Genomic DNA, 18,876 nt, shown 5'->3' on the forward strand with positions numbered 1-18,876 from the left:
CGGGTCACCGCAGGCGACGGATCAGCATGAGCACGAGGTCGTCGTCGACGCGTACGGGGGTGCCGGGCAGGGCGACGCTGCCCCGGTACGTCACGCCCCGGCCGTCCGGCAGGTAGCCGCGTCGCAGGTACATCAGGTGGGCGGCGGAGTAGTTGACGTACAGCCCGACGCCGATCCCGGCGGTGGCACTCCGCTCCGCGACCAGCTCCTCGGCCTGGTCCATCAGGGTCCAGGCGACACGTCGGCGCCGGAACCGTGGCAGCACGTTCAGGTCCTGGATCTCCGGAACGCCGGCCGAGCGGAACGGGGCATAGCCGCTCTGCCAGGCCACCGTCAGGTACCCGGCGAAGCTGCCGTCCAGCGACGCGACCAGCACCGACCGGGTGCCAACGGCCTGCTCGGCGAGATAACGCCGGTACTGGTCGGCGGTCTTGCCGGGCCAGTTGACCTCGGCGAACGCCGCTGGGAGCAGGTCGACGTCGGCCGGCAGCAGCGGCCGTACGGTGATGGGCGACATCTGCCCATGCTGCACCCGACCCCGGGTCGGCGCGACGCGATTCAGCCCCGCTCAGCCCGGCCAGCCACGTGCCGTCCGTCCATCGGGGCTCCCCACCGCACCGTCCGCTGATCCTGACACCCGACCTGTGCGCTGACCTGGCCGCCCTGGCTCAGTGGTGCCAGGGCAGGCGTACGGGCTGGGCGGGGATCCGGTCGGCGACCAGGTCGGTCAGCACGGTGACCAGGTCCAGAGGGTAGACGACCTCGTCGGTGGCGGCCAGTTCCTCGACACTCCACCAGCGGTGCCCGGCGTACGTACCGCGTTCCAGCGTCTCCATCCGGTCGGTGTCCACCCGATGCGAGTCGACCCGGTACCGGAAGAAGTCGTCCCGGAAGACGCCCTCGGCCCAGCTCATCTTCGCGTACCCGGTGGTGTAGGCGACCGGGACGCCGAGCGCGCCCGGGGCGACCAGCAGGCCGACCTCCTCGTGCAACTCCCGCGCGGCGGCCTGGGCCAGTGACTCGCCCTCGTCGACTCCGCCGCCCGGCACGAGCCAGTAGTGCGCGGCTCCCGGGCCCGGCTCGCCGGTACCGAATCGGGAACGCAGCAGCAGGACCCGCCCGGTCCTGTCGAAGACCAGCACCCGGGCGGAACGGCGTCGGTACGTCGGCTCAGGCTCCGGCACCGCGTCAGGTTATCCGGATCACCCCGGACCGCCGACGGATTTTCGCCGCCGGGCCAGGCCACCTGGCCGGTGAACCACGCCGAGGATCCGCCGCGCTCGGGACGCGGCGGACACCGGGTGTGCCCGCCCCCCGAACGGGTAGACGGCCGGTCGGGGAGCTGCCGGGAGGAGAGGACATGAGTGGTACCACCTACCGGTCGGTCGACGTCGACGGTGTCTCGGTCTTCTACCGGGAGGCCGGTCCCCGGGACGCGCCGACGCTGCTGCTCCTGCACGGCTTCCCGTCCTCGTCGCGGATGTTCGAACCGCTGCTGTGGCGGCTCGCCGACCGGTTTCACCTCGTCGCGCCGGACTACCCGGGGTTCGGGCACAGCGACGCGCCGGACCCGCGCGTCTTCGCGTACACCTTCGACCACCTCGCCGAGATCGTCGGCAGGTTCACCGAGACGCTCGGGCTGTCGAGGTACAGCCTCTTCGTGCAGGACTACGGCGGGCCGATCGGTATGCGGCTGGCGGTCGCGCATCCGGACCGGCTCGCCGTGCTGGTCGTGCAGAACGCGGTCACGCACGAGATCGGGCTCGGACCGAACTGGGCGGTGCGCCGGGCCTTCTGGGCGGACCGGGCCGCGCACGAGGCCGAACTCCGGGACAACTTCCTCTCCCCGGCGGCCACCCGGCAGCGGCACGTCGGGACGAGCCCCAGACCGGAGGCGTACGACCCGGACCTGTGGGACGACGAACTGGCGTTCCTGCGGCGCCCCGGGATCGCCGACATCCAGGTCGAGCTCTTCCACGACTACCGGAGCAACGTCGCGAGCTATCCCCGGTGGCAGGAGTGGCTGCGGGAACACCAACCGCCACTGCTGGTCGTCTGGGGACGGTACGACACCTCGTTCCAGGTCGAGGAGGCCGAGGCGTACCGGGGGGACGTGCCGGAGGCCGAGATCCACCTGCTCGACGCCGGCCACTTCGCGCTCGACGAACAGCCCGACGAGGTGTCCCGGCTGACCGCCGACTTCCTGATCCGCCGGGTCGTCCCCGTCCACTGAGGATTCCCGGCGGCCGGACCGGCCAACCCGGTCTCCGCGTGCGTACACTGCCGCCGTGTCCGGCTATCGACTGGGAATCGACTACGGCTCTTCGAACACGGTGGCGGTGCTTCGCTGGCCGGACGGCCGCAACCGGCCGCTCCTCTTCGACGGGTCACCACTGCTGCCGTCGGCGGTGTTCCTGACCGGAGACGGCGACCTGCTTCCCGGCCGGGACGCGTTGCACAGCGCCCGGCTCGACCCGACGCGGTTCGAGCCGAACCCGAAACGGCGGATCGACGACGGCACGCTGCTGCTCGCCGACCGCGCGGTATCGGTCGGCGAAGCCGTCGCCGCCACGCTGCGGCGGATCGCCGAGGAGGCGGTTCGGGCCGGTGGCGACCTGCCCGACGAGGTCGTGGTGGGCTACCCGGCCGGATGGGGGGCGGTACGTCGGAACGTGGTGACCGAGGCGACCGTCCGGGCGGGACTGCCCGCCCCGACCCTGGTGCCGGAGCCGGTCGCGGCGGCCGGCTACTTCACCGCCGTACTCGGGCACGCGGTCCGGCCCGGACACCTGCTGGTCGTCTACGACCTCGGGGCCGGCACCTTCGACGTCAGCGTGGTACGCCGTACCGGCGACGGGTTCGAGGTGTGTGAGGTGGACGGGCTCGCCGACCTCGGCGGGCTGGACCTCGACGCGCTGGTCGTCGAGCGGGTCGCCGCCGCCGTCCGGCCCGGACACCCGCAGGAGTGGCAGCGGGTCACCGCGCCGGCCGACCCGGCCGACCGTCGACACTTCCTGGCCTTCTGGGAGGACGCCCGGACCGCCAAGGAAATGCTCTCCCGGCAACCCCACGCCGGGCTGTACGTGCCGCTGGTCGACCGGGAGGTCTCGGTCAGCCGGGAGGAGTTCGAGGCGCTCGCCCGCCCGTACCTGGAACGTGCCGCCACCCTGACCGGGCGGCTGATGTCGCGGGCCGGCGTCGACGCCGACAACCTGGCCGGGGTCTTCCTGGTCGGGGGTGCGTCGCGGGTGCCGCTCGCCGCCACCACCCTGCACCAGGTGACCGGGGTGGCGCCGACCGTGCTGGAGCAGCCGGAGATCGTGGTCGCCGAGGGCGCCCTGCACGCGGTCCGCCCACCCCACGCCGCCCGCGCAACGACCACGTCGGCGCCGGTGAGCGCGACTCCGGTCAGCGGGTCGCCGGTCAGCGCGGTACCGCTCAGCCCGGCTCCGGTCAGCGGGTCGCCGGTCAGCGCGGTACCGCTCGGCCCGGCCCCGACCAGCGGTCCGCCGACGGCCCCACCGGTCCCGGTGCCGTACCCGCCGGTACCCGGCCAGCCGGTGTCGGCCTGGCCGACGAGTCACCAGCCCGGGTGGGTGCCGGGCGGTCCCGGCCCGCAGAATCCGGCGACCGGATGGCCCGGCGCGGCGCCGCCGCACCCGTCGCCGCACGTCCAGGCGTTCCAGGCCGTCGAGCGCAGACCCGTACCACGCGCGGTCTGGATCGGCCTCGCCGTGCTGGTCGCGCTGCTGATAGTGCCGTGTGCCGTCTCGGGACAGATCGCGCTACTGGCGAGCCTGGCCGGCGGGATTGTCATCGCGCTGCTGCTCCGGCCGGCGCTGCGCTGGCGCCCCCGGAGCGGCTCCGGCTTCATCCGGACCCGACCCGGTGCCGCCGTCGGTGGCACCGTACTGACCGCGTTCGGGGTGGCGGGGGCGTTCATGGCCGCCGTCTTCACCACGGTCACGCTGGTCGTGGAGAACGACCAGGAGGATCTGCGGGTCCTCGCCGTCGCCGTGTCGATCGCCGCCGGCGTCGGACTGGTCTGCGGCGGCAGCGGCGTGGGGCTGCTGCTGCGGTCCGTGCGCCCGTACCCCCGGCTGTGGGTCGACTCCGACGGCATCGGATACCAGCCGGACCGGGGACACCGGTACCACCTGCCGTGGTCGGAACTCGTCCGGGTCGATCTCGTACCACTCCGGCCCGGCCTGCCACCGGCACTGGTCGCCGTACCCGCGCCGACGTCCTCGCTCCACCAGGACCCGGCGTACGCGCGACTGCGGCGCCCGGAACTCGGCGCCCTTGTCGTCGACGACCTGCCCCGGCTGATCCGGGACCCGAACCTCGAGCTGTCCCGGCTGACCGGCGCCCTCGCCCGGCACCGTCCCGTCGGTGCCGGCCAGCCGAACCCCTGATCGGACGGTCGACCCGGTTCCGGGTACCACCAGCGGTGTCCCGGGGCGCGGTGGTGGTCGTCGAGGGGGCGATCCGGCACGAGCGACTGCGGCTGGCCGACGAGCCGGAGCGGCGCAGGAGCAGTTGACTCCGTAGGGCCCGCAGGGTGAGCCGACCGGACCGGGCGGCTGAGCGTACGCCGGGGGCGGCGACAGCGACGAATATGGCGTACGGCCGGCCGCCCGGCATGGTCTGCTCGACAGGGCGCGGGTGTGGCGAGGGGGAAACGGAATGGCACACGACGACGAGGTACCGGCCTCGGTGACCTTCATCGGCACCGCGACCACCCTGCTGCGCCTCGGAGACTTCACCCTGCTGACCGACCCCAACTTCCTGCACGCCGGCCAGCGCGCCTACCTCGGGTACGGGCTGTGGACAAAACGCCGCACCGATCCGGCCCTCGGGATCGACCAACTGCCGGGCCTGGACGGCGTGGTCCTGTCCCACCTGCACGGGGACCACTTCGACCGGGTGGCCCGGCATGGGCTGTCGAAGGCCGTACCGATCATCACCACGCCGGCGGCGCAACGGCGGCTACGGCGCTGGGGTTTCGCGGCCGCCGAGGCCCTGCGGACCGGAGAGAGCCACCAGCTCCGACGCGGCGACCAGACGTTGCGGATCACCGCTGTCCCGGGCCGGCACGGGCCGGGACTGGTCAGCCACCTGCTGCCGCCGGTGATGGGTTCGATCCTCGACCTCGAGCAGCGGGGTCGGCGTCGACTCCGGCTCTACATCACCGGGGACACCCTGAACCGGCCGATGCTCGCGGCGATCCCGGAGCGGTTCCCGGACATCGACGCCATGCTGATCCACCTCGGCGGCACCCGGCTCCTCGGCCTCCTCGTCACGATGGACGCCCGGCAGGGCGCCGACCTGGTCGGACTGATCCGCCCCCGGATGACCCTGCCGGTCCACTACGACGACTATCCCGTCTTCCGGTCACCGCTGCGCGACTTCCTCGACGCCGCCCGTCGCCGAGGGCTGGCCTCCGGGGTCCACCCCCTCCGGCGTGGCGAGACCGTCGCGCTGCCGCGCCACGCCGACACCGGTGTCGGCACGGCGACCCGCTGACGGCGTACGTCCGGGCTCGGTGTCCTGGCGGCTGCCGGCCCGGCGGGTGGTCAGGCCGGCTCCGGCGGCCGGCGCCCCGCCAGAACTCCCGACCGGGGTCGGGACGCTGGTGCGTGGACAGCAGGTACCCGGCGAAGCCGGTCCGTGGGGACGGCGGTGGCGAGGTCTGTCCGGCGCCGAGGTCGGCAAGGACGATCTCCAGCCCGCGACCGTCCACCACGGCGTGGTAGGCGGTGAGCACGAAGATGTGCTCCTCCGGCCCGGTCCGCACTACCCGGGCACGGATCGGCGGCGGCCTGGCCAGGTCGAACGGAGTCTCCGCCTCGAGGCGCAACGCCTCGTCGACCAGTCGTCGCCGTTCCGCTTCGTCATGGCCGCCGAGGTCCTGGACGATCACCGGCATCGGACCCGGCGGATGGAGCACGGCATGCCGGCCGTCGTCGGGTAGCGCCATCCGCAGGGCGTCGTGTCGACACACCACACTGTCGAGTGCGGACCGCAGGCCCGCCAGGTCCAACCGGCCGCTGAGTCGCCACGCCACCGGGAAGATCGAGCTTGACGAGCACGCGGATCGACCGTCCGGACCGCCGGTTGCCCGGCGTCACCACCAGCGGCGACGCCGGGCAACCGGCAGCACGGCGGGGCCCGGGGGCACCGGTCACCGCCCCGACGGTGCCGCACGGGCCCGGCGGCGACTACCCCGCCATCTCGATCTTCAACAGGTCGACCTGGCCGAACAGGTCCAGTTCGACGTCGCGGACCTTGGTGGAGTGCCCGAAGTTGTTCTGTCCGAAGCGGAGCGGGATCACCGGCATGTCCCGGACGAGGATCTCCTCGGCCTGCTGGTACTTCTTGATCGCCTCCGCCTGGTTCGGCGCGGCCACGCCCTCCTCGACCAGCCGGTCGAAGTCCGGGTTGCTGTAGCCGTAGTAGTTCGACGAGCCGCCGGTGGTGTAGAGCGGACCGAGGTAGTTCTGCATCGACGGGTAGTCCATCGACCAACCCAACCGGAACATCCCGACCGGGGTCTTCTCCTCCAGCTTGGTCAGCAGGTCGGCGAACCGCGACTCGGAGGTGCCGACACACTCCACCCCGAGGTTGTTGCGGAGCTGGTTGCAGGTCGCGTCGATCCACTCCTTGTGACCGCCGTCGCCGTTGTAGGAGATCTGCAACCGCGACGGACCGCCCGCGGCCTGGTACGCCTCCTTCGCCCGGACCGGGTCGAACTGGCACGCCTCGCCGCAGGTGTCCGGCCGGGCGCCCGCCACCAGCGGGGAGACGAAGGCCCGGGCCGGGGTCTGGGTGTCCTTGAAGATGGTCCGGATGATCTCGTCCCGGTCGATCGCCATCGAGATCGCCTTGCGCACCTCCGGGCGGGCGAACTCCGGCTGGAACGTCGGGAAGGCCAGGAACTGGAAGGACGACAGCGGGCTGCGCTTGAACCGGTCGCCGAGGTCGTCCGGCGCACTGCCGATGTTCTCGGTCGAGATCTGCCGTACCACGTCGAGGTTTCCGGCGGTCAGATCGGCGTACTCGGCGGACAGCTGCTGGTAGATCTGGAACACCACCCCGCCGATCTTCGGCCTGGCCCCGGGGTACGCGTCGTACCGTTCGACCTCGATCCGGGAGTCGTGCTGCCAGGTGCCCTTCATCCGGAACGGACCGTTGCCGATCAGCGCCTCCTCGAAGCCCTCCTTCAGCACCCCGTCGGAGGCCCAGGCGGCGTTCGGCAGCGGCGCGAAGACGTGGTAGCCGAGTACCGACTTGAACTCGGCGAACGAGCTCGACAGCGTGATGGTGAAGGTCTGCTCGTCGACCTTGCGCAGGCCGGTCAGCTTCCGGGCCTTCGGGTCGGGCGCCCGCTGCGGGCCCTCGCCGTCCGGATCGAGCGACTGCAGGTCCTCGTACCCGGCGATCTTCTCAAAGAAGTACGAGCCGCCGTTGCCGTTCGGCCCGTACGCCGCGTGGTTCCACGCGTTGAGGTAACTGTCGGCGGTCACCGGCTCGCCGTTGTGGAAGGTGAAGCCGCTCCTCAGCCGTACCGTCCAAAGTGTGTTGTCGGTCGACTCGATCGACTCGGCGGCCACCTCGACCGGCCGCTTGTCGGCGTCGAACTCGACCAGTGGCGTGAAGAGCGCGGCCAGCACCTGGGCGCCGGCGCTCTCGGTGGTGTTCGCCGGGAGCAGGTGCTGCGGCTCGACGAGACCGATCCGGACGGTGCCGCCACCCGGGTCGGCGGGGTCGTCGCCGCCACCGACGCACGCGGTGGCGGCGAACACCACGGCGAGCGCCACCATGACGGCTTGGCCGGGGTGTCGCCCCGAGCCCTTCGAGGTCAGGCGTCTGGGTACCGGCATGGAGCAGCCTCCTTCACAGATCGCCACCGACCCGACCGCGGGCGCCGGCGGCGGCGCCGCGCCTCGCGCGGCCACTTCCCACCAGTTACGAGCCGGCCGGCCAGGTTCGGCAATGCTTTTGGCTGGGCCCAAACCATCCGGGAGACCGACAACTGGCCGCCGGGGCGACAGCGTCTGGTGATCAGGCGGCGGACGGTCCGGCGCGGACGACGAGGACCGGTACCGGCCGACGGTGGTGTGGAGTCCGAGGTGGAGGTGGTGATGATCCGGATCTGGCTGGGACCCGACGACATCGCCCGGACCCGGATCGCCCCCGCGCCGCTGCCGCTGCACGAGATCCTCGTCAGCCTCGCCACCGCGCCCGTCGTCGACGACCCGGAACTGGTCCGCCTGCTGCGCGATCTGCGCCTCGGCGCCGGGCCGGCGAGCCCGGTCCGGGACGCGTCCGGTCCGGGCGGTGGCGTGGACGCCGGTGTGCGCCCGGCCAACCTGCTCGCCCCGCTACCCGAGGACCCCAGCCTCGAGGGCGCGTTGGAATGGCTGGTCACGAACTCGACGTACCGGGTACGGAGTCTGGCGGCCGCCGTCCGGGCCTACTACGAGCGCGGGGTGGCCGATGAACTCGCCGCCTGGGAGTCGGTGGTCCGGCTCGACGTGGCCGAGCGGAGCCGGTCGCTGGCCACCGGCGGGGTGGAGGCGCTGCTGGGTCTGCTCGACCCGCTGGCGGCCTGGCGCAACCCGGTGCTCGCCGTCGCGTCCCCGGTCGACCTGGACCTCCGCCCGGACGGCACCGGACTGGTGCTGGTGCCGTCCGTCTTCGCCCGCCACCTCTGGGTCGGGAACCAGCCCGATCCGGCCGTCGTGGTCTTTCCCGTGCGCCGCCCCCGTGCGGTGGGCAGCCACCCGGCGCGGTCGCACTCGATGGACGGGCGGTCGGTGGGCGGTCGCCCCGACGACCCGCGCCGGGTCCGGCCGCCCGTCCCGGCGTACGCCCCGGCCACCGCCGATCCGCTCATCGCGCTGCTCGGTCGCTCCCGGGCCGCGGTGCTGCGCGCCGCGCTGGTCGGGGCGAACACCACCGACCTGGCCCGACGGGCGGGGATCAGCACCCCGTCCGCGTCGCAGCACGCGAGCGTGCTGCGGGACGCGGGTCTGCTCCGGACCACCCGGCACGGCCGGGCCGCACACCACACGCTCACCCCGCTGGCCCGGGCCCTGCTGACCGCGTACGAAACCGCGACCCGCCGCTGACCCCGGACCGGAACGGTGCCGGCCGGTCAGAACGGCGCCGGCAGGTCCTAACCATGGCGGTCAGAACGGTGCCGGCAGGGCAGGAACCGTGGCAGTCAGAACGGTGCCGGCCGGTCAGGACGGTGTGTTCCCATCCCGACCGGCCGACACGGCAGGTTCAGCCGGGCAGTCGGGGACCGGCGGCGCGCTGGGCGTCCAGCCACGCCTCGACCTCGTCGGCGCGGCGGGGCAGCCCCGCCGACAGGTTGACCGCGCCATCCGCAGTGACCAGTACGTCGTCCTCGATCCGGATCCCGATGCCGCGCAGTTCCGCCGGAACCAGTTCGTCCTCGGGCTGGAAGTAGAGCCCGGGCTCGACGGTCAGCACGTAGCCCTCGCCGAGCGCGCCGTCCCGGTACTGCTCCTTGCGGGCGTTGGCGCAGTCGTGCACGTCCAGGCCGAGCATGTGGCCGAAGCCGTGCAGCGTCCACCGGCGGTAGATCATCGACTGCTCGTCCATCGCCTCCTCCACACTCACCGGCAGCAGCCCCAGGTCGGCGAGGCCCTCGGCGAGCACCCGCATGCAGGTGCGGTGCACGTCCTTGAACGTGACGCCCGGCCGGATGAAGTCCATGCCGGCCTGCTGGGACGCGTACACGATGTCGTAGACCTGTCGTTGCAGCGGGCTGAAGGTGCCGGAGACCGGGACCACCCGGGTGACGTCGGCGGTGTAGAGGTGGCGCCCCTCCACCCCCATGTCCATCAGCAGCAGCTCGCCCGGCCGGGTCTGGCCGGTGTTGCGGATCCAGTGCAGGATCGTCGCGTGCTCGCCCGCCCCGACGATCGAGCTGTAGCCGACGTCGTTGCCGTCGTGTCGGGCGCGCAGCCCGAACACACCCTCCAGCAGGCGCTCGGCGACCGGCCGGTCGGCGGGCAGGATCCGGGCGACGTCCTCGAAGCCGCGCACCGTGGCGTCGATCGCCTCCTGCAACTGGGCGATCTCCCACTCGTCCTTGACCAGCTTGTGCTCGGAGATGACGGCGGCGAGTTCGCGGTCCCGGCCCAGTCGGGCGGCCTCCTCGGCGTCGGTCTGCCGGGCCTCGTACGGCCGGACCGCGCCGTCGACCGACGGGTCCAGACCGCGCAGCACCCGGGTACGCCTCGGCGCGCAGTCGGCCAGCGCGTCCGCCAGCTCGGACAGCGGCCGGGTCTCGATGCCGAGTTCGGTGGCCTTCTCGGCCAGGGTGTGCCGGCGGCCGACCCAGAGTTCGCCGTCCCGGCTGCGGAAGAACTCGTCGTTCTCCCGGGACGACCGGGGACGCATGTAGAGCAGCGCGTCGTGCCCTGACCCGTTCGGGCGCATCACCAGCACACTGTCCGGATCGTGGTCACCGGTCAGGTAGACGAAGTCGCTGCCGGGCCGGAACGGGTAGTCGGTGTCGTTGGCCCGTACCTTCTCCGGGCCGGTCGGGATCACCAGGGTCTCCCCGGAGAACGCGGCCGACAGCGCCGCGCGACGCTTGGCGTGGTTGGGCACCTCGGGGCGCGGCCCGACCGGCAGTGTGGTGTCCTGCCAGCCCTGCCGCATGAAGGTGAGGAACTTCTCCGGGAAGTCCGGGTCGTGTGACTCGGTCCGTGCGGTGTCAGCCTGCGCTGACCCGGTCCGCGCTGACTCCGTCGGCGCCGTGCCGACCTGCGCCGACCCGGTCCGCGCCGGCTCCGCCGTGATGTCGGTCCGTTCGTCTGACATCGCCGCTCCTCCCTGATGCCGCCCGGGTGTCCCCCGGTCGCTCTGCCCGCCCCGGACTGGTCGAGCCCGGCGTCGGGGTGTTGATCACCCGCCTTGGCCTGATGCGACCGTACCGCGCCCACGCCGCCGTGGTGTACGGGCGTCAGGTGTGCCGGCGGTGCCGGCACGCCACCGGGCAGCGCGTGGAAAGATGACCGCCATGTGCGGACTCCTGGCCTTCTTCAGCGCGCACGGCAACGCCGGCGCACATCGCGACGCCCTGGCCGGTGCGTTGGAATGCCTGCACCACCGAGGACCGGACGAGACCGGTGTGGAGGTGATTTCGACCCCGGACGGGTACACCGACGCCGTCTTCGCGCACAAGCGCCTGTCGATCATCGACGTGGCACTCAGCCACGAGCCGCTGCCGTACGCGAACGGCCGCTACCTGCTGACCTTCAACGGCGAGATCTACAACTACATCGAGTTGCGCGAGGAGCTGGCCCGCAACTTCGGTGCGCAGTTCGCCACCCAGGGTGACGGCGAGGTGATCGTCGCCGGCTTCCACTACTGGGGTGAACAGGTCCTCAACCGGCTCCGCGGCATGTTCGCCTTCGTGATCTGGGACCGGCAGCTCCGTCGGGCCTTCGGCGCCCGGGACAACTTCGGGATCAAGCCGCTGCACTACCTCCAGACCCGGGACGGGGTGTACCTGGCGTCGGAGAAGAAGGCGCTGCTGCCGTTCGCGCCGTCGGCGCACCACGGCGACGCGGGAGTCGACCGCGCCAACCTGTCGCACTACCTCACCCTGCAGTACGTTCCGGAGCCCGGCACCCTGCACCAGGGCATCAACCGGATCGGGTCGGGGGAGTACCTGACCTGGTCGCCCGGGCAGCAGATCGAGATCCGCCGCTGGTACCGGCCGGTCTTCCGGCCCGCCCCGGTGCCGGAGCCGGAGCGGCTCTACCACCAGATCCGGGAGACGCTGCGGGAGAGCGTCCGGATGCACATGCGGGCGGACGTGCCGGTCGGCTCCTTCCTCTCCAGCGGCATCGACTCGACCGCGGTGGTGGCACTGGCCCGGGAGTTCAACCCGAACATCCTGACCTTCACGGTCGGTTACGACGTGCCGGGCTACTCGGAGATCGAGGTGGCCCAGGACTCCGCCAGGCACCTCGGGGTGACCACCATCCCGACCAAGATCGGGCCGTACGACATGATGAACGCGCTGCCCAAGATCGTCTGGCACCTGGACGACCCGGTGGCGGACCCGGCCCTGGTGCCGCTCTACTTCGTGGCGAAGAAGGCGGCCGAGCACGTCACGGTGGTCCTCTCCGGTGAGGGCGCGGACGAGTTCTTCGGCGGCTACACGATCTACCGGGAGCCGCTCTCGCTCGGCACGGTCAACGGGCTGCCCGGCGGGGTGCAGAAGGGCCTGCGGGCGGTCTCCAAGGCGATTCCGCAGGGGGTCAAGGGGAAGAGCTTCCTGGAGCGCGGCACCACCCCGATCGAGCAGCGCTACTACGGCAACGCCCGGATGTTCACCGAGGAGGAGAAGCAGGACCTGCTCCGCCGCTACGACCCCTCGGTGCGGTACACGGACGTCACCGCGCCGATCTACGCCGAGTGCACCGAGCTGGACGACGTCACCAAGATGCAGTACGTCGACCTCTACACCTGGCTGCGCGGCGACATCCTGGTCAAGGCCGACCGGATCTCGATGGCGCACTCGCTGGAGGTGCGGGTGCCGTTCCTGGACCGGGAGGTCTTCGAGGTCGCCGCCGGCATCCCGGTGGACCTGAAGCTGCCGCCGCGCTCCGACGCCACCAAGTACGCGATGCGTCAGGCACTGAACGGCGTCGTCCCCCCGGCTATCGTCAACCGGCGCAAGCTCGGCTTCCCGACCCCGACCCGGGTCTGGCTGGCCGGCGAGATGTACGAGTGGGCCCGGCACGTCTTCTCCATCTCCGGCGCCGGTGACCTGCTCGACCTGTCGTACGCCATGCGGCTGCTCGACGAGCACAAGCGGGGCGAGGCGGACCACTCCCGCAAGGTCTGGACGGTGCTGGTCTTCTGCATCTGGCACGCGATCTTCGTGGCCAAGACCCTCGACCCGGGGATCGAGCGCAACCAGTCCGCCCTGCTCACCAAGCCGGTGGTCGGCTCCATGGTCCGCTGACGGTGTAGGGAAGGGCCCCCATCAACGTTCTCGGTAGCGGAAGGGCCCCTTCCTGACCGCCAGAGCCTGCACGTGGACACGGGACGGGCCCGGCGCCATCGGCGCCGGGCCCGTCGCGGTGTGCGGTGGTGGTTACGCGCTGCTGCAGGTCGGCGTGGGTACGGCATTGGTGCTGCCGCTGACACTGCCGACAAATCCGAACGTGGCGCTCGCCCCCGGGGCGAGACTGCCGTTGTGCGCGACGTTGCGGACGGTCACCGAACTTCCGCTCTGGCTGAGCTGGCCGTTCCACAGACTGCCGATGGTCTGGCCGTTGGCGTACGTCCACCCGGTGGACCAGCCGCTCAGTGCCGAGGTACCGGAGTTCCGGACCGTGACCTCGGCCTGGAAGCCGCCGGACCAGTTGCCGGTGAGCCGGTAGGTGGCGGTGCAGCCGGACGTTCCGGCCGGCGGCGTGGTCGGCGGGTTGCCCGGCGGGGTGGTGGGCGGGTTGCCCGGCGGGGTGGTCGGGGTGCCCGGGCCACCGCTGCCCGGACCGACTCCGGTCACCTCACCGTTGCCGCCGTCGAAGACCACGTCGGAGCAGCCGAAGAAGTTCTCCTGGCTGTCCGAGCGGACCCAGCGGGAGTAGATGATGTGCCGGCCGCTCTTACCGGTCGGCAGCCGACCGCTGAAGTAGTAGTGCCCCTCGTTGCTGCCGACCGCGCCCTGCTGCGGCGGGTTGGTCACCGTGAGGAACGGCGTGGCCTCCAGGCTGCTCCAGGCCAGCGGGCTGCTCGGGTTGAAACCGTCCCGGGTCACGTAGAAGTAGAACGTGCCGGGGTGGTGGGCCCAGTTGCTGTACTTGAAGTTGAAGTTGCCACCGGCGGTCAGGTGGGTCAGCGGCCAGTCGTTGCGGGCCAGGTTGAACCCGCTGAAGGTGCTGTTCCCGCCGCTGCACAGCTGCCCGTCCGGGACGAAGCCGGTGGTCCGGCCGCCCGCGTCCGAGCGCAGCACGCTGAACCAGTTGTAGAGCGTGTTGGCCCCGCTCTGCGCGACCGCCGCCGCACACGCCGGGTTGTTGGGCTGGATGTTGCCCTGCGGGCTGAGCCCGTCCTTCCAGCAGAGGAAGGTACGGCTGCCCGGCGCCATGGCGGCACCGTGGGCGGCCACGGGAGCGGGGTTCACCACCGTGATGACACCGGCGGTGAGCGCGGCCACGGCACCGAGGACCGCGATCCTGCGTAGACGTTTCACCGAGTTTCTCCTTCTTGGGGGCAGTGTCGCAGCCGCGTGGACGGCGCTGCGGACAACCTGCGGGGGACCCGTCTGATCACGGGCGCCCGCTAACCGACACTGGGCGCGACCTCGTCGCGCTGCCCCGGCAGAGGTGGTGGGCTGGTATCCGCCGAAAGACAGGAGACGACGCGGCGCACAGTCCGATCACGGATCTGTGCCCTTCGCGTGGCCCTGCCGGCACCCGGCACAGCGCGTCAGCCCCCGCACTGGCTCGGTACGGGTTATCGCATCACGGATCGACGCCTGACGCAATAGGCAAGTTTCGATGCGGAAATTCCACTCGGTCAGTACCGCTCGACGAGGTGCTCCCGTCCGCCCGGCGGCTCGTACGGCGTCGGCCAGAACTCGGTGATCCGGCTGACCAGCCCGTGGGCGTCGAACTCGAAGAAGGAGAGGGCCGACAGCTCCGACCCCTCGTGGGCGACCCGGATCCAGGACGCCCCGTGTCGTCCCTCGCTGACCACCCGTTCCACGGTCACGTGCCAGTCGCCCGGGTACTCGATGTTGAACCGCAGGAACCGCTCCCGTCCCACGATCCGTTCCCGGGTCTGTGGCAGGTCGTAGACCACGTCCTCGGCGAGCAGGGCGCCGACCCCCGCCCAGTCCCGCCCCTCACAGGCCGTCCAGTAGCGGGATACCGTCTCGGATTGCTCGATCATGACGGTGGAGTGTGCCGGGTGGGTGTGACAGAGCCCGCCGGTGTGTCAGGGTCGGGCTGTCGGTCGGCACATGTCGTGGCCAGGGGCCGCCGGGCGGGGCGCCCGAGCCACGGCCGGGGGCGGTTCGGGAGGACGGATGGGGTACGCGGTGGTGCTCGGCGAGGCGCTCGTCGACCTGCTCGACGGGGAGTGCGCCGGGGCGCCCGTCTACCGGCAGGCGGTCGGCGGAGCCCCGCTCAACGTCGCGGTCGGGGTGGCCCGGCTCGGCGGGGCGGTGGAGTTCGTCGGGTCACTCGGGGACGACGTACTCGCCGGGCGGATCAGGAAACTGCTGGACGCGGCCGGCGTCGGGCAGCGCGGGGTGGTGGAGAGACCGGTCTCCACCACACTCGGCGTGGTCACCTTCTCCGGCGCCGAACCGGACTTCCGGTTCTACGGCACGCCACCGTCGTACGGCCTGCTCGGGCCGGAGGAACTCGACGTACCCCTGGTGGAGGGTGCCGGAGTCCTCTACGCCGGCTCGATCGCACTGCTCAGCCCGCCGGTACGGGCCGCCGCCCGGCGTGCCTGGGGGCTGGCCACCGGCTGGAAGGTCTTCGACCCCAACGTCCGGCCCCGCCTGCTCGCGGACCGGCTCGCGGTCGACGAGCTACGGGACCTGGTGGCCGAGTTCGCCGCCAGCGCCGACCTGGTGAAACTCAGCGTCGCCGACGCCGAGGTGCTGTACGGCGACGACGCCGGGGCGACCGCGCCCGGCGGCCGGGACACCGACCGGCTGGCCGAGGCGGCTGCGGCGCGGCTGCGGGGGCTCGGCGCCGGCGCGGTCGTGGTCACCGGGGGCGCCCGTGCTGCCCTGGCCTGGGCCGGACCGACCGGCGGCCCGCAGTGGCTGCCGGCGCCACGGGTCGACGCCGTCGACACCACCGGCGCCGGCGACGCCGTGATGGCGGCGCTGATCGCGGACCTGCTCGCCGACGGCCTGCCGGCGTACCCGGCCGGCTGGCGGGACCGGGTCGACTTCGCCCTCCGGGTTGCCGGACTGGTCTGCGAGTCGCCGGGCGGCGCGGTGGCGATGCCGACCCGGGCCGACGTCGCCCGCCGTTTCCCGGCCTGACCGGCTCAGGCGTCGCCGCGCAGTTCGGCGTAGCCGCGCCGGACGGCGGTCAACGCCACCTCCGGACCGAACGGCGCGTGCCGGGCGAGCTGCTCGACCGGGGAGTGGTCGGCGTCGCCGTCCCGGATCAGCCAGGCCAGTGCGGCCAGGTCCTCGTGCTGGGCCCGGACGAAGTCCGGGCCGACCACCGCGCCGTGCCCGGGCACCACCACCGAGGCCGGCGTGGTGAGCCGGAGCAGCGCGGCCACCGTCTCCACCCACTCCAACGGGTACGCGTCCTCGAACGCCGGCGGCCCGCTCTCCTCGATCAGGTCGCCCGCCACGAGTACGTCGGCGTCCGGCACCTGGACGACGAGATCCCCGTCGGTGTGCCCCCGACCCAGATGACGCAGCAGTACCGGTCGGCCGCCGACGTCCACCGTCGTCTCGTACTGCACGGGATGGCTGGGGGCGAGGATCCGGGTCCGGGCCACCTCGGTGGCGAGCGCCGGCTCGGCGGGCAGCACCTCGTCGTACGCCTGCCGGCGGACCAGCTCCGGCTGGTCGCGGAGCCGTTCGACGGTCAGCTGGTGGGCGTAGACCGGGTACGACGGGTCGGCGGCCAGGGTGTGGTTGCCGAAGCAGTGGTCGAAGTGGTGGTGGGTGTTGACCACGACGAACGGGTCCGAGGTGAGTTCCCGGGCGGCGGCGACCAGCTCGGCGGCCTGGGCGGCGGTGGAGAGGGTGTCCACGACCAGCGCCGCCCCGTCCCCGACCACCAGGGTCACGTTCACGTCGAGCATCGGCTGGCGCAGGACGTACACCCGGTCGCCGACCTCGGTGAAGGCGAGGGTCACGCCACCTCCCCGGCACGCGCGGTCATGCGGACCCGAGCGCGCGCTCGACGAACCGGTGGCGGTCGACCAGGACCCGTTCGACCCGGCCCTCGGCGACCGTCGTCGACCCCTCGGTGACCGCGACCTCGAAGAGCAGCCGCCGTCCGTCGACCTTGGCGAGCCGGGCCAGCGCGACGGCGGTCCGGCCGACCGGGGTCGGCACCCGGTGGTCGAGTTCGACCCGCATGCCGACGGTGGTCATCCCGGCCGGCAACCGGCTCGCCGTGGCGGCCACCGTCGCCGCCTCGGCCAGCGCCAGCACCCGGGGCGTACCCAGCACCGGTACGTCACCCGAACCGACCGCCTGCGCGGTGTCGGCGTCACCGACGGTCAGCTCGACCCGGGCGCTCAGCCCCGGCGGAAAGACGCTCTCCGGCTGCGGTGGCCCGGACCCCGCCCCGGACTGTTCCTGCTCCATGAGGCAGAGCCTAGGGCCTGGGCGGGCTCCGGCACGCCTCACCGCGCGTTCCCGCGCGTCACGGACATCCGGGATGTCAGGTTGCCGAACGTAACCTGATGGTCCGGGTGGCGACCGGGTCCGAGGTGGGCCCGATCGGTGGGTCGGGAGCCGCCGGGAGCTGTCTGGGCGGCCGTCAGTCGGGCAGGTCGTCGCGCATCTGTTCAACCTGCTGCTGCAGACGGTCCACCGCGTCCCTGTCGTTGAGGAAAGTGGTGACCCCGGCCGCGAAGGCGATCGCCACCAGGACCGCCAGGATGCTGAGTATCAGACCGCCGAGGGCCACGCTCCGACCCGTGACCCCCGGCCGGCGAGCCATCCGCAGTCCGACGATGCCGAGAACGACACCGATGATGCCGAGTACGAAACCGACCGCCGACAGGATGACGGTGAGAGAGCTGATGAGGCCGGCTACGCCGAATACCAGGGCGAACGTGGCTGCCGTGCTGGTTTTCGCCGCTGTCGTGGTGCCGTCGTCACCCCGGTGCATCGGATAGGCCGCACCACGGCCGGGCACCTGCCCTTCTGCTGCGGACATGTCCTCCTCCTTGCTCCGGTGACCCGGGGTATCCCCGCTTCCCTGGAAGCCATGCGCATGTCTGACGCCGAACGGCCCCACCTGGTCCGCGCTTCACCGGCACCGTCCGAGACGGGACCACTGGCGGACGAGGATCCTGGCCTGGCCTGGCCGTCGACGGGTATCCGGTGGATCGGAGCGAAGGAGGGAATCCGCGATGAGGATGAATCAGGAGCAGGTGAACTCGCTGTACGGCCGGCGTGTTCACGACAGAACCGGCACGAAGGTCGGAAACATCGGCAACGTGTGGGCGGACGCCGCCGGCGAACCGTCGTGGATCAGTGTGAAGACGGGGTTGTTCGGCCGACGGGAGTCGATGGTCCCGCTCCAGAACGTCAAGATGGGCCAGGATGACCTGACGGTGCCCTATGACAAGGACATGGTGACGAACGCGCCCCATGTCGAGGCGAGCGTCGACGAACCGTTGAAAACCGATGAAATCGGGCAACTATACGCTTACTATGGCATCAACCAGGGCCCACAGCCCGACGGCCGGACGACGGCGACCGGACGGGAGGAGATGACCCGCTCCGAGGAGCGGCTGCGGGTCGGCAAGGAAAGCCAACCGGCGGGCACCGCCAGACTCCGAAAGTATGTGGTCAGCGAGAACGTGCACACGACCGTGCCGATCGAACATGACGAGGTGTGGGTGGAACGCGAGCCGGTCACCGCCGACGCCCGCGGTGGCACCCGACCCGAGATCGGCGAGGCCGAGCGCGAGATGGTGCTGACGGCAGAACGACCCGTGGTGAGCAAGGAACGGGTCCCGGTGGAGCGGGTCCGGATGTCCGAGGACCGGGTGACCGAGGAACAGTCGATCGACGAACCGGTACGCCGGGAGAGGATCGAGGCGGAGATGCCGGAGAACCGTCGGCGGGGCCGCCGCTGACGGGGA

16 protein-coding genes and 1 pseudogene are annotated in these 18,876 nt (G+C 71.9%); 7 read left to right on the forward strand and 10 right to left on the reverse strand.

Annotation, left to right across the window (positions count from 1 at the left end):
• Positions 1 to 4: 4 nt before the first annotated feature.
• On the reverse strand, positions 5 to 517 hold the full coding sequence (locus V1633_RS00325) for a GNAT family N-acetyltransferase (protein ID WP_331212043.1): 513 nt from the start codon (positions 515 to 517) through the stop codon (positions 5 to 7).
• Positions 518 to 668: 151 nt separating this feature from the next.
• Positions 669 to 1,184 carry an NUDIX hydrolase gene (locus tag V1633_RS00330; RefSeq protein ID WP_331212044.1) on the reverse strand — a complete coding sequence of 172 codons (516 nt, stop codon included), beginning with the start codon at positions 1,182 to 1,184 and terminating at the stop codon, positions 669 to 671.
• A 176-nt stretch (positions 1,185 to 1,360) separates the two neighbouring features.
• Between V1633_RS00330 and V1633_RS00335 the strand changes: the two genes are divergently transcribed.
• The 3 genes from V1633_RS00335 (at position 1,361) to V1633_RS00345 (ending at position 5,526) form a co-directional block, all read left to right on the forward strand.
• Positions 1,361 to 2,233 (forward strand): alpha/beta fold hydrolase, encoded by an 873-nt coding sequence (locus tag V1633_RS00335; protein WP_331212045.1) that lies wholly within the window; start codon positions 1,361 to 1,363, stop codon positions 2,231 to 2,233.
• Between the two features lie 55 nt (positions 2,234 to 2,288).
• Complete coding sequence (locus tag V1633_RS00340) at positions 2,289 to 4,415, forward strand: Hsp70 family protein (protein WP_331212046.1); 2,127 nt, start codon at positions 2,289 to 2,291, stop codon at positions 4,413 to 4,415.
• A gap of 271 nt (positions 4,416 to 4,686) precedes the next feature.
• The gene (locus V1633_RS00345) at positions 4,687 to 5,526 is read left to right on the forward strand and encodes an MBL fold metallo-hydrolase (protein WP_331212047.1); all 840 of its coding nucleotides are present in this window, start codon (positions 4,687 to 4,689) and stop codon (positions 5,524 to 5,526) included.
• A 235-nt stretch (positions 5,527 to 5,761) separates the two neighbouring features.
• On the opposite strand, the pseudogene V1633_RS36870 reads toward V1633_RS00345, so the two are convergent.
• Both V1633_RS36870 and V1633_RS00355 read right to left on the reverse strand, forming a co-directional pair.
• A pseudogene (locus tag V1633_RS36870) lies at positions 5,762 to 6,067 on the reverse strand (condensation domain-containing protein); the annotation flags it as partial.
• Positions 6,068 to 6,221: 154 nt separating this feature from the next.
• Positions 6,222 to 7,823, reverse strand: coding sequence for a peptide ABC transporter substrate-binding protein (locus tag V1633_RS00355; protein ID WP_407951945.1), 1,602 nt, complete (start codon positions 7,821 to 7,823; stop codon positions 6,222 to 6,224).
• Between the two features lie 309 nt (positions 7,824 to 8,132).
• Here V1633_RS00355 and V1633_RS00360 point away from each other — a divergent pair, with 309 nt between their 5' ends.
• On the forward strand, positions 8,133 to 9,134 hold the full coding sequence (locus tag V1633_RS00360) for an ArsR/SmtB family transcription factor (protein ID WP_331212050.1): 1,002 nt from the start codon (positions 8,133 to 8,135) through the stop codon (positions 9,132 to 9,134).
• A gap of 157 nt (positions 9,135 to 9,291) precedes the next feature.
• On the opposite strand, the gene V1633_RS00365 is transcribed toward V1633_RS00360, so the two are convergent.
• Positions 9,292 to 10,863 (reverse strand): aminopeptidase P family protein, encoded by a 1,572-nt coding sequence (locus V1633_RS00365; protein WP_331212051.1) that lies wholly within the window; start codon positions 10,861 to 10,863, stop codon positions 9,292 to 9,294.
• 199 nt (positions 10,864 to 11,062) lie between these two features.
• Here V1633_RS00365 and asnB point away from each other — a divergent pair, with 199 nt between their 5' ends.
• On the forward strand, positions 11,063 to 13,021 hold the full coding sequence (asnB, locus tag V1633_RS00370; RefSeq protein WP_331212052.1) for an asparagine synthase (glutamine-hydrolyzing): 1,959 nt from the start codon (positions 11,063 to 11,065) through the stop codon (positions 13,019 to 13,021).
• A gap of 132 nt (positions 13,022 to 13,153) precedes the next feature.
• Here asnB and V1633_RS00375 read toward each other — a convergent pair whose 3' ends face one another.
• Positions 13,154 to 14,257 (reverse strand): lytic polysaccharide monooxygenase, encoded by a 1,104-nt coding sequence (locus tag V1633_RS00375; protein WP_407951928.1) that lies wholly within the window; start codon positions 14,255 to 14,257, stop codon positions 13,154 to 13,156.
• 326 nt (positions 14,258 to 14,583) lie between these two features.
• The gene (locus V1633_RS00380; protein WP_331212053.1) at positions 14,584 to 14,958 is read right to left on the reverse strand and encodes a nuclear transport factor 2 family protein; all 375 of its coding nucleotides are present in this window, start codon (positions 14,956 to 14,958) and stop codon (positions 14,584 to 14,586) included.
• Positions 14,959 to 15,094: 136 nt separating this feature from the next.
• Here V1633_RS00380 and V1633_RS00385 point away from each other — a divergent pair, with 136 nt between their 5' ends.
• A complete protein-coding gene (locus V1633_RS00385) occupies positions 15,095 to 16,072 on the forward strand; it encodes a PfkB family carbohydrate kinase (RefSeq protein ID WP_331212054.1) in 978 nt (325 codons plus the stop codon).
• Between the two features lie 5 nt (positions 16,073 to 16,077).
• Here V1633_RS00385 and V1633_RS00390 read toward each other — a convergent pair whose 3' ends face one another.
• The 3 genes from V1633_RS00390 to V1633_RS00400 form a co-directional block, all read right to left on the reverse strand.
• Positions 16,078 to 16,908 carry an MBL fold metallo-hydrolase gene (locus V1633_RS00390; protein WP_331212055.1) on the reverse strand — a complete coding sequence of 277 codons (831 nt, stop codon included), beginning with the start codon at positions 16,906 to 16,908 and terminating at the stop codon, positions 16,078 to 16,080.
• A gap of 22 nt (positions 16,909 to 16,930) precedes the next feature.
• Positions 16,931 to 17,365, reverse strand: a complete 435-nt coding sequence (locus tag V1633_RS00395) for a thioesterase family protein (RefSeq protein ID WP_331212056.1) — start codon at positions 17,363 to 17,365, stop codon at positions 16,931 to 16,933.
• 175 nt (positions 17,366 to 17,540) lie between these two features.
• Positions 17,541 to 17,942: a DUF4190 domain-containing protein gene (locus tag V1633_RS00400; RefSeq protein WP_331212057.1), complete on the reverse strand. Its 402-nt coding sequence runs from the start codon at positions 17,940 to 17,942 to the stop codon at positions 17,541 to 17,543.
• A 196-nt stretch (positions 17,943 to 18,138) separates the two neighbouring features.
• Between V1633_RS00400 and V1633_RS00405 the strand changes: the two genes are divergently transcribed.
• Positions 18,139 to 18,870, forward strand: coding sequence for a PRC and DUF2382 domain-containing protein (locus V1633_RS00405; protein WP_331212058.1), 732 nt, complete (start codon positions 18,139 to 18,141; stop codon positions 18,868 to 18,870).
• The last annotated feature ends 6 nt before the right edge of the window (positions 18,871 to 18,876 follow it).

The sequence above is a fragment of the Plantactinospora sonchi genome, assembly GCF_036422035.1.
Lineage (GTDB): Bacteria > Actinomycetota > Actinomycetes > Mycobacteriales > Micromonosporaceae > Plantactinospora > Plantactinospora sonchi.

What these genes read in the sequence shown, in the direction of transcription:
- V1633_RS00325 (WP_331212043.1), bottom strand. Translation starts at nt 517, where the DNA reads ATGTCGCCCATCACCGTACGGCCGCTGCTGCCGGCCGACGTCGACCTG.
- V1633_RS00335 (WP_331212045.1), top strand. Translation starts at nt 1,361, where the DNA reads ATGAGTGGTACCACCTACCGGTCGGTCGACGTCGACGGTGTCTCGGTC.
- V1633_RS00345 (WP_331212047.1), top strand. Translation starts at nt 4,687, where the DNA reads ATGGCACACGACGACGAGGTACCGGCCTCGGTGACCTTCATCGGCACC.
- V1633_RS00355 (WP_407951945.1), bottom strand. Translation starts at nt 7,823, where the DNA reads ATGGTGGCGCTCGCCGTGGTGTTCGCCGCCACCGCGTGCGTCGGTGGC.
- V1633_RS00365 (WP_331212051.1), bottom strand. Translation starts at nt 10,863, where the DNA reads ATGTCAGACGAACGGACCGACATCACGGCGGAGCCGGCGCGGACCGGG.
- asnB (WP_331212052.1), top strand. Translation starts at nt 11,063, where the DNA reads ATGTGCGGACTCCTGGCCTTCTTCAGCGCGCACGGCAACGCCGGCGCA.
- V1633_RS00380 (WP_331212053.1), bottom strand. Translation starts at nt 14,958, where the DNA reads ATGATCGAGCAATCCGAGACGGTATCCCGCTACTGGACGGCCTGTGAG.
- V1633_RS00385 (WP_331212054.1), top strand. Translation starts at nt 15,095, where the DNA reads ATGGGGTACGCGGTGGTGCTCGGCGAGGCGCTCGTCGACCTGCTCGAC.
- V1633_RS00395 (WP_331212056.1), bottom strand. Translation starts at nt 17,365, where the DNA reads ATGGAGCAGGAACAGTCCGGGGCGGGGTCCGGGCCACCGCAGCCGGAG.
- V1633_RS00400 (WP_331212057.1), bottom strand. Translation starts at nt 17,942, where the DNA reads ATGTCCGCAGCAGAAGGGCAGGTGCCCGGCCGTGGTGCGGCCTATCCG.
- V1633_RS00405 (WP_331212058.1), top strand. Translation starts at nt 18,139, where the DNA reads ATGAGGATGAATCAGGAGCAGGTGAACTCGCTGTACGGCCGGCGTGTT.